This is a genomic window from Ramlibacter sp. 2FC (assembly GCF_005503345.1).
In the GTDB taxonomy this organism is placed as follows: domain Bacteria; phylum Pseudomonadota; class Gammaproteobacteria; order Burkholderiales; family Burkholderiaceae_C; genus SCMQ01.
This window is the reverse complement of record NZ_SCMM01000096.1, coordinates 1-8,422: the sequence shown is the minus strand read 5'-3', so window position 1 is coordinate 8,422 and position 8,422 is coordinate 1. Positions and strand designations below refer to the sequence as shown.

Sequence of the window (8,422 nt, the reverse complement as noted above, 5' to 3'; positions counted from 1 at the left end):
GGCTGCAGGACCGGGGATTGTACCCCCCCGGGGGCCGGCCCCGCCAGACCAGGCGCGTCCGGCCCCCGGGGGGGTACAATCCCCGGTCCTGCAGCCGGCCCGACCGGCTTTTTACCGCGCACCTTTCTTCGGATCGAAGCGCTTACTACCTGCCCCTTCATAGGGGGAGTCTCTAGGTCAGGTCACCCATGTCTGATTTAAGTCTTCAACTGCAGCAGGCCGCAAGCCAACTACCAGTTTCCAGCTATTTTGACGAGGCGCTCCACCAGCGAGAGCTGAAGCTCCTCTTCCAGCGCGGGCCCCGCTACGTGGGGCACCAGCTCGCCGTGCCCGAGATGGGTGACTACCATGCCCTGCCTCAGGAAGGCGGGGGCCGGGCCCTGGTGCGCACGCCGCAGGGCGTGGAGCTGATCTCCAACGTCTGCCGCCACCGCCAGGCCGTGATGCTCAAGGGCCGCGGCTCGCTCCACGCCGAGCAAAAGGGCAGCGCGGGAGGCAACATCGTCTGCCCGCTGCACCGCTGGACCTACTCGCCCCAGGGCCAGCTGCTGGGCGCGCCGCATTTCGCGCACGATCCCTGCCTGGACCTCAACAACTACAAGCTGCGCGAGTGGAACGGCCTGCTGTTCGAGGACAACGGCCGCGACATCGGCGCCGATCTGGCCCACATGGGCCCGCGCGCCGAGCTCGACTTCTCGGGCTACGCGCTGGACCGCGTCGAGCTGCACGAGTGCAACTACAACTGGAAGACCTTCATCGAGGTCTACCTGGAGGACTACCATGTCGGCCCCTTCCATCCCGGGCTGGGCCAGTTCGTCACCTGCGACGACCTGCGCTGGGAGTTCAAGCCCGAGTACTCGGTGCAGACCGTGGGCGTGGCCAACCGCCTGGGCCGGGCCGGCAGCCCGGTCTACCAGCGCTGGCACGAGCAGTTGCTCAAGTACCGCGGCGGCGAGCCGCCCAAGTTCGGCGCGATCTGGCTGACCTACTACCCTCACATCATGGTCGAGTGGTACCCCCATGTGCTGACGGTCTCCACGCTGCACCCCATGGGGCCGCAGAAGACGCTCAACATGGTGGAGTTCTACTACCCCGAGGAAATCGTCGCCTTCGAGCGCGAGTTCGTCGAGGCCCAGCAGGCCGCCTACATGGAGACCTGCATCGAGGACGACGAGATCGCCGAGCGCATGGACGCCGGACGGCGCGCGCTGATGGCGCGCGGCGACAACGAGGTCGGCCCCTACCAGAGCCCGATGGAAGACGGCATGCAGCACTTCCACGAGTGGTACCGCCAGGCCATGGGGCTTCGCGCTACCGCTTGAGCGCCGCCCTCCCCCTGCCCCGCCTCCGCCCCGCCCGCCGGGGCTGGAGGCCTTTTCTTTTTTGAGGACTCCCCCGCGTGCAAGCCTCCTGGATGATCCTGGCCTCGCTGTTCTTCGCGAGCATGAGCGTGTGCATCAAGTTCGCCTCGGCGCATTTCCACACGGTGGAGCTGGTCTGCTACCGCGGCCTGGTCGGCATCGCCTTCATGGCGGCGCTGTGCCGCGCCCAGGGCGTGACCCTGGGCACCCGGGTGCCGATGATGCATGTGTGGCGCAGCATCGTCGGCGTGCTCTCGCTCAGCGCCTGGTTCTACGCGATCGCGCACCTGCCGCTGGCCACGGCCATGACGCTCAACTACATGAGCGGAGTCTGGGTGGCGGCCTTCCTGGTCGGCGGCACCCTGGTCATGGGGCGCCTTTCGGACATCGGCAAGCAAGGGCCTGTCGTGCTGACGGTGCTGAGCGGCTTCGCGGGCGTGGTCATGATGCTGCGCCCCACGCTCGATCAGAACCAGCTGTTCGCCGGCCTGATCGGCCTGCTCTCGGGCCTGGGCGCGGCCTTCGCCTACCTGCAGGTCGCGGCCCTGGGCCGGATCGGCGAGCCCGAGGCGCGCACCGTGCTGTACTTCTCGATCGGCGCCATGGTCGCCGGCGCGATCGGCATGCTGTTCACCGGCGCCAGCGCCTGGACCTGGCCCGAGGCGCTGTGGCTGCTGCCGATCGGCGTGCTGGCCGCCCTGGGCCAGCTGTGCATGACGCGCGCCTACAGCCATGGCGCCACGCTGGTGGTCGCCAACCTGCAATACTCGGGCATCGTGTTCGCGGCGCTGTTCGGCATGTTCCTGTTCGGCGACCAGATCCCCCTGCTGGGCTGGGCTGGCATGGCCCTGATCATCGCCAGCGGCATCGCCGCCACCGCGCTGCGCGCACGCGCCCTGCCCAACCCACCCGCCGAGGAGCACTGACATGTACGACACATTGATTTCGGTAGCGCAGCTCCAGGCCCTGCAGGCCGGCGGCAAGCCGCTGATGGTGTTCGACTGCAGCTTCGACCTGATGAACCCGGCCGCCGCCGACGCCCTGTTCGCCCATGCGCATGTCGCTGGCGCGGTGCAGGCCCACTTGGAGCGCGACCTCAGCGCGCACGACGCTGCCGAAGCGGTGAACGGCGGCCGCCATCCGCTGCCGCGCCGCGAGGCCTTCGCGGCTTGGCTGTCGCGCGTCGGCTTTGCCAACGACATGCAGGCCGTGGTCTACGACCGCAACGGCTGCAACTACTGCGGCCGCCTGTGGTGGATGCTCAAATGGGCCGGCCACGAGGCCGTGGCCGTGCTCGACGGCGGCCTGCAGGCCTGGGAGGCCGCGGGCGGCGCCGTAGAAAACGGCCCTGGCGCCGAGCGGGCGGCCGGCCAATTCAGCCTGGCCCTGGAGCGGCGCATGCTCGCGAGCACCTCGCGTGTGGCCGAGCAGCTCGGCCGGCCGGCGCAGACCCTGATCGACGCGCGCGGCGCGGCACGCTACCGCGGCGAGATGGAGCCGCTGGACCCGGTGGCCGGCCATATCCCCGGCGCGCTGAACCGGCCCTTCCAGGACAACTTCCAGCCCGACGGCCGATTCAAGCCCGCCGGGCAGCTCAAGGCCGAGTTCGAGGCCCTGCTGGCCGGCCGCGCCCCGACCACGGTGGTGCACCACTGCGGCAGCGGGGTCAGCGCCATCCCCAACCTGCTGGCCATGGAGGTCGCGGGCCTGGGGCCCACCGCGCTCTATGCGGGCAGCTGGAGCGAGTGGTGCCGCGCGCCGGGCCTGCCCTGCGCCCAGGGCTGACCCCCCGGCTTCCTCAGGCGGCCTATTCGCGGATGTTGGCCGTCTTGACGATCTGCGCGTAGCGCGCCTGCTCGCGCTGCACGAAGCGCCCGAACTCGGCCGCGCCGCCGCTGCCGCCCAGGGCGCCCTGCTCCTGCATCTTGGTCCGAACCTCGTCGGACTTGAGCACCTCGTTGAGCTCGTGGTTCAGGCGCTCGACCACGGCGGCCGGCGTGCGCGCCGGCGCGAACAGGCCGGTCCAGGACACGATGTCGAAGCCCTTGAAGCCGGCCGACTCGGCCACCGCCGGCACCTGGGGCAGGGCCGCGAGGCGCCGGTCGTCGGTCACGGCGATGCCCTTCATCTTGCCGGCCAGGATGTTGGGCGTGGCCGTCACGCTGATGAGCAGGGCCAGGTCGACCTGGTTGCCGACCACGTCGCTCACGATCTGCGCGCCGCCGCGGTAGGGCACATGGGTGATGAAGACCTTGCCCTGCTCCTTGATCAGCTCCATGCCCAGGTGCAGCACCGTGCCCACGCCCGAAGTGGCGTAGCTCAGATGGCCGGGCTTGGCGCGCGCCAGCTTGAGCACGTCGGCCAGGGTCTCGGCCGGCAGGCCGGGCCGGGCCACCAGCACCATGGGCGCGGTGTTGACCAGGCCGATCGGCGCCAGGTCCTTGAGCGTGTCGTAGCGCACCGCCGCCGGGTTGATCAGGCGCGCGATCGCCACCGGGCTGTCGGCGCCCATGACCAGGGTGTAGCCGTCGGGCGCGGCCTGCGCCGCCTTGGCCACGCCTATGGTTCCGCCCGCGCCGGCCACGTTCTCGATCACCACCGACTGCTTGAGCCGCTCGCCCAGCTTCTGGCCGATCAGGCGCGCCGTCACGTCCACGCTGCCGCCGGCGCTGAAGGGCACGATCAGGGTGATGGGCTTGGCGGCCGGCCAGGCCGGCTGGGCCTGCAGCGCAGGGGCGGCGGCCAGGGCCAGGGCGGACAGGCAGAGGGTGCGGCGTGGCAGCATGGATGGAACTCCTGAAGGCAAAGAGATGGGAATCACTGCGTGACGATCCCGGCGCGCAGCGCGTCGAAGCGCGCCGTGAAGTCGGCCCGCCAGGCGCGCCGCGTGGCCTCGTCGATCCAGGCCGCGTCCAGGCCGTTGAGCATGAAGCCGCGCAGCTCGTCGAGGCCGAAGCCGAAGTCGCGCAGCATCATGCCCCAGGCCTGGGTGGGCGTGACCTGGTGCAGGGTCGGGTCGTCGGTGTTGGGGTGGATGCGCAGGCCCAGCGCCGGCATGCGGCGTATCGGGTGCTCCTGCGCCCAGCGCTCGGGCGGCAGGCTGCGCAGGTAGTAGGAATTGGTCGGCACCACGGTGAAGACGATGCCGGCCTCGGCGCAGCGCTGCGCGAACTCGGGCGCGTCGACCACCGTGTAGCCGTGGTCTATGCGGTCCACCTTGAGCAGCTCCACCGCGGTCCGCACGTTGGTCCAGGGCATGCCGAACTCGCCGGCATGGGCCGTGGTCTTCAGGCCCGCGCGGCGCGCCAGCGCGTAGGCCTCGGCGAACCATTCGGGCGGGTGGTCCACCTCGCGGTAGTCTATGCCTATGCCCAGCACCTCCTCGCGCCGGTGCTCCGTCACCCATCGCACCATCTCGACGGCGGCCTCGGGCGGCGCCTCGCGGTCGATGGCGGCGATCAGGCGGCCGGTGATGCCGTGGTCGGCCTGGGCGTCGGCGATGGCGCGCACGATGCCCTGCAGCGCCTGCGGATAGGCCAGGCCCGACATGCGGGCCGTGCCGGTGGGGTTCCAGAAGAACTCGGCGTAGCGCACGCCGTGCGCCGCGGCGTCCTGCAGGTATTCGTAGGTCAGCCGGTGCAGGTCGTCCGCGCTGCGGATCAGCTCGACATCGAGCGCGCGCAACACGCGCAGCACGCCCACGGGCTTCTCGCCGCGGGTGTAGAAGGCCTCGATCTCGGCCTCGCTGATGGACGCGCCGGCGCGCCGCACCAGGTCGCTGAAGGTGTCGCGCCGCACCGTGCCGAGCAGGTGGCAGTGCAGCTCGACCTTGGGCAGGCGGAGCAGGAAGCCGTACAGCGGGTCTGAAGGAGCCAGGAAGGTGGGCATGGATCCATGCTAGTGCCGGCACACTGATAACGGAAGTGATTTAATTTGATGAGTTGATCATATGAATTTATGACCGAACCACCCCTGCCCGAAGACACCGTCCCGTCACGCGCGCCCACGCTGCGCCAGCTGCGCAGCTTCCAGGCCGTGGCGCGCCACGCCAGCTTTCGCCGCGCCGCCGAGGCCCTGGCCCTGACCCAGCCCGCCCTGTCGGCCGCGATCCGCGAGCTCGAGCAGTTGCTGGGCGTGACGGTGCTGGACCGCAGCACCCACCACGTGAGCCTGACGCCCGAGGGCGCCCTGCTGCTGCCCCAGGTCGAATGGCTGCTCAACGGCTGGCGCCATGGCATGGACGGGCTGCACCGCCTGCTGGCCGGGCAATCCCGCAGCCTGCGCGTGGCCGCCCTGCCCTCGGCCATGCACCTGATCGCCGAGCCCCTGGCGCAATGGCTGGCCGCCCGCCCCGGCGTGGACCTGCGCCTGCACGACCCGCTCAACGACGAGCTGGTGCCGGCGCTGCAGCGCGGCGAAGTCGACCTGGCGCTGGGCGTGGCGCTGGACCTGCCGCCCGAGATCGAGGCCCATGAGGTAGCGCAGGACGAGCTGGTGGCGGTGCTGCCGTGCGGCCATGCGCTGACGCGGCGGGCGCGCTTGCGCTGGCAGGACCTGGCGGGCGAGCGGCTGGCCCTGTTCGCGCGCGGCAGCACCTACGAGCTGGCCATGGGCATGCTGCGCCAGCATGGCGCGGACCTGGGCCGGGCCGACCGGCTGCTCTACAGTGAGTCGCTCTACAGCCTGGTGCGCAGCGGCCTGGCGGTGGGCGTGATCTCGCGCCTGTACACCCAGGCCCTGGCACCGGACACCCTGGTGGTGCGCCCCCTGCATGCGCCCCGGATCGCGCGCCGCGTGGCGCTGATGCTGCGCCATGCGGGCGGCCCGCGCCCGGCCCTGATCGAGGATTGCCTGGCTCACCTGCTGGCGGCCCTGCGTCCGCCCGCAGCCTAGCGTTCCCGCCCCGCTTCCTGAGCGACCTTCTGCACCGGAGACAGCAGGTACTCGAGCACCGAGCGACGCCCCTGGTGGATCTCGGCCTGAACCACCATGCCTGGCGCAGTCTTCAGCACATCACCGTTTGGCGCACGCAAAACCTGCGCAGCCGCAACCGCCCCCTCACCTCCTCGCCATCACGCGCTACAAGTGGAGCAGCTACTACGCGATGGCGGTGATCGGGCTGGCGCAGGAGGAGACTCGAAGCAGACATGCAAGCGCGAAAGCGGCGCCCCGGTAAGATGACAAGTCCAAACGTTGTTGAACTGCGATGACGGACATCTGGTCTCCCGACAAACGCTCCAAAGTGATGGGACTCGTGCGCTCCAAGGGCAACCGCTCCACCGAGGTTCGGCTGATTGCCATCTTCCGAGAACTTAGCATCACCGGATGGCGGCGCAATGAGAGGCTCGTGGGCAATCCAGACTTCGTATTCCGCGCCCACAACCTTTGCGTCTTCGTGGACGGCTGCTTCTGGCATGGTTGCCCAAAGTGCTACCGGCGCCCCTCCTCGAGCCAAGCCTACTGGGACGCTAAGGTCCAACGAAACAAGGCTCGCGATCGGGAAGTGAACATGGAGCTACGCGCGCGAGGCTGGCGCACCCTCCGAATCTGGGAGCACCAATTGAGCCTGAAAGGCCGGTCGAACCTCATTCGACGGCTTCGCCGATACGGCTTATGACTGCGATGCTTGGTTCACACAGCGCCGCCGCGCATTGACGCGCCGGTGCTGGCGGGCCATTGAGCATCAATCCTCGTCCAGCTCAACCACTGGCGAGCGTCGTGCTTATGCCCCTCTGTGCCATCTTCGCCGTAGTCGAACACATCGCCTGGGTTGCTCTTGGCCAAGATTTTCCCTTGGTAGCCAATGACCAAATGCACTTTCGACTGCACCAGAAAGAATCCAAGCAGCGTAAGGCTCACGGTTGCCAAGAAAGCGATCGTCTCTGCCTCCGCCTCCACGGTCGAGGGCCAACAACCGTATTGCGTCTTGAAGCCGTTGAGGCCCTCGATGAACCTGACGGTGATGCCGCCCGGCGACTTGATTGTTTTGTTTACTTCGCTCCCCTTTGAACTACCGATTCACTTGGCCTCATGCAGAGCCAGGAATTCTCGATAGGTCCTGACCGCTAGAATCAACTCGTTGTGCGCGTAGGGCCTGGCCTCCGAGGAGGAGACTCGGCCATCTTTGATCTGCGCGCAGAGCTTCTGCGCCGCGGCGTCGGAGCCCATGGTTCGGCCCGACAGCTCAACGCCCAACAGCCGCTCCACCGTCTTGCACCGACTAACTGTGTCGGAGGCGACCTTGGCCGAAAACGGCCGCTGGGTCCTCGCGCTGAGCTTCTCTGTCGTCAAAAAAGTCTTGAACTCTGTCTCGTGCCTCATGGACGTCCACCCAATGGTTCCGCCGCGCTAGCGCAGACGTCTGGGCTGACGGCGCGGCGAACCCGGCAATTATCGCGCGTGACTGGCTCAATCCGCGCGACAAAATAGAGGCCAATCGCGCGACAATAGCCGGTCTAACCCAACGGCCCATGAACTCCAAAAAATACTCTCTGGCGGAATTTTTCTGCGGTTGCGGCGGGACGTCCCGCGGCTTCACCCGCTCCGGTCGCTTCAACGTCGCTTTTGGCAACGATGTGAAGGACGAGGCTCTGCGGACCTTCGAGTTCAACCACGCCCACGACGATGTTCCGCCTGCGACCATCCGCAAAGACATCCGCCTTCTCGATGTGGAATCGATCCACAACGCCTTGAAGGATCGGAGCATCGCCAAAGGCGACCTCGACGTAATGATTGGTGGACCGCCGTGCCAGGGCTTCTCCCAACTCCGCCGCAATGAGCACCGCGAGGAAGGCAAGATCGTCAAGTTCAGCGGATACAGCCAACTCGCACACGACCCACGCAACGACTTGGTGTTGCGATACCTCGAGGTCGCGGAGGCCCTCGGCCCCAAGTTCCTTGTGATCGAGAACGTGCCCCAGATGCTCAACCACGGCTTTGAAGGACGCCTAGTCTTACTGTGTCATAAAAATTAAGGCATGATATGCCCGTCATTTTTCCCTGTGACGAGGGTGCGATGGGCATATCCAAAGAATTCGATCGATACATGGCTCACCTGGCCG

General features: G+C 67.8%; 11 protein-coding genes. 6 read left to right on the top strand and 5 right to left on the bottom strand.

Annotation, left to right across the window (positions count from 1 at the left end; all coding sequences use genetic code 11):
* The first annotated feature begins 188 nt into the window (after positions 1-188).
* The 3 genes from FFS10_RS22240 (at position 189) to FFS10_RS22230 (ending at position 3,146) form a co-directional block, all read left to right on the top strand.
* On the top strand, positions 189-1,322 hold the full coding sequence (locus tag FFS10_RS22240; RefSeq protein WP_137896782.1) for an aromatic ring-hydroxylating oxygenase subunit alpha: 1,134 nt from the start codon (positions 189-191) through the stop codon (positions 1,320-1,322).
* Between the two features lie 77 nt (positions 1,323-1,399).
* Positions 1,400-2,287, top strand: a complete 888-nt coding sequence (locus FFS10_RS22235; protein ID WP_137896781.1) for a DMT family transporter — start codon at positions 1,400-1,402, stop codon at positions 2,285-2,287.
* Position 2,288: 1 nt separating this feature from the next.
* On the top strand, positions 2,289-3,146 hold the full coding sequence (locus FFS10_RS22230; RefSeq protein WP_137896780.1) for a sulfurtransferase: 858 nt from the start codon (positions 2,289-2,291) through the stop codon (positions 3,144-3,146).
* Positions 3,147-3,168: 22 nt separating this feature from the next.
* Here FFS10_RS22230 and FFS10_RS22225 read toward each other — a convergent pair whose 3' ends face one another.
* Positions 3,169-4,146 (bottom strand): Bug family tripartite tricarboxylate transporter substrate binding protein, encoded by a 978-nt coding sequence (locus FFS10_RS22225; RefSeq protein ID WP_137896779.1) that lies wholly within the window; start codon positions 4,144-4,146, stop codon positions 3,169-3,171.
* Positions 4,147-4,178: 32 nt separating this feature from the next.
* Complete coding sequence (gene add, locus FFS10_RS22220) at positions 4,179-5,249, bottom strand: adenosine deaminase (protein ID WP_137896778.1); 1,071 nt, start codon at positions 5,247-5,249, stop codon at positions 4,179-4,181.
* Positions 5,250-5,318: 69 nt separating this feature from the next.
* On the opposite strand from add, the gene FFS10_RS22215 reads away from it, so the two are divergent.
* Positions 5,319-6,254, top strand: coding sequence for a LysR family transcriptional regulator (locus tag FFS10_RS22215; protein ID WP_137896777.1), 936 nt, complete (start codon positions 5,319-5,321; stop codon positions 6,252-6,254).
* On the opposite strand, the gene FFS10_RS23720 is transcribed toward FFS10_RS22215, so the two are convergent.
* Entirely contained in the window at positions 6,251-6,373 is a 123-nt protein-coding gene (locus FFS10_RS23720; protein WP_283957674.1) for a hypothetical protein, read from the bottom strand. The genes FFS10_RS22215 and FFS10_RS23720 overlap by 4 nt on opposite strands.
* A 194-nt stretch (positions 6,374-6,567) precedes the next feature.
* Between FFS10_RS23720 and FFS10_RS23885 the strand changes: the two genes are divergently transcribed.
* Complete coding sequence (locus tag FFS10_RS23885; RefSeq protein ID WP_137896776.1) at positions 6,568-6,978, top strand: very short patch repair endonuclease; 411 nt, start codon at positions 6,568-6,570, stop codon at positions 6,976-6,978.
* Between the two features lie 14 nt (positions 6,979-6,992).
* Here FFS10_RS23885 and FFS10_RS22200 read toward each other — a convergent pair whose 3' ends face one another.
* The gene (locus tag FFS10_RS22200; protein WP_137896775.1) at positions 6,993-7,229 is read right to left on the bottom strand and encodes a hypothetical protein; all 237 of its coding nucleotides are present in this window, start codon (positions 7,227-7,229) and stop codon (positions 6,993-6,995) included.
* 150 nt (positions 7,230-7,379) lie between these two features.
* On the bottom strand, positions 7,380-7,682 hold the full coding sequence (locus FFS10_RS22195) for a hypothetical protein (RefSeq protein WP_137896774.1): 303 nt from the start codon (positions 7,680-7,682) through the stop codon (positions 7,380-7,382).
* Between the two features lie 149 nt (positions 7,683-7,831).
* Between FFS10_RS22195 and FFS10_RS22190 the strand changes: the two genes are divergently transcribed.
* A complete protein-coding gene (locus tag FFS10_RS22190) occupies positions 7,832-8,335 on the top strand; it encodes a DNA cytosine methyltransferase (protein WP_137896773.1) in 504 nt (167 codons plus the stop codon).
* Positions 8,336-8,422: the final 87 nt, after the last annotated feature.

Bases quoted from the DNA above. Each gene is read 5' to 3' on its own strand.
- FFS10_RS22240 (WP_137896782.1), top strand. From the start codon at position 189: ATGTCTGATTTAAGTCTTCAACTGCAGCAGGCCGCAAGCCAACTACCA.
- FFS10_RS22230 (WP_137896780.1), top strand. From the start codon at position 2,289: ATGTACGACACATTGATTTCGGTAGCGCAGCTCCAGGCCCTGCAGGCC.
- FFS10_RS22225 (WP_137896779.1), bottom strand. From the start codon at position 4,146: ATGCTGCCACGCCGCACCCTCTGCCTGTCCGCCCTGGCCCTGGCCGCC.
- add (WP_137896778.1), bottom strand. From the start codon at position 5,249: ATGCCCACCTTCCTGGCTCCTTCAGACCCGCTGTACGGCTTCCTGCTC.
- FFS10_RS22215 (WP_137896777.1), top strand. From the start codon at position 5,319: ATGACCGAACCACCCCTGCCCGAAGACACCGTCCCGTCACGCGCGCCC.
- FFS10_RS23885 (WP_137896776.1), top strand. From the start codon at position 6,568: ATGACGGACATCTGGTCTCCCGACAAACGCTCCAAAGTGATGGGACTC.
- FFS10_RS22195 (WP_137896774.1), bottom strand. From the start codon at position 7,682: ATGAGGCACGAGACAGAGTTCAAGACTTTTTTGACGACAGAGAAGCTC.
- FFS10_RS22190 (WP_137896773.1), top strand. From the start codon at position 7,832: ATGAACTCCAAAAAATACTCTCTGGCGGAATTTTTCTGCGGTTGCGGC.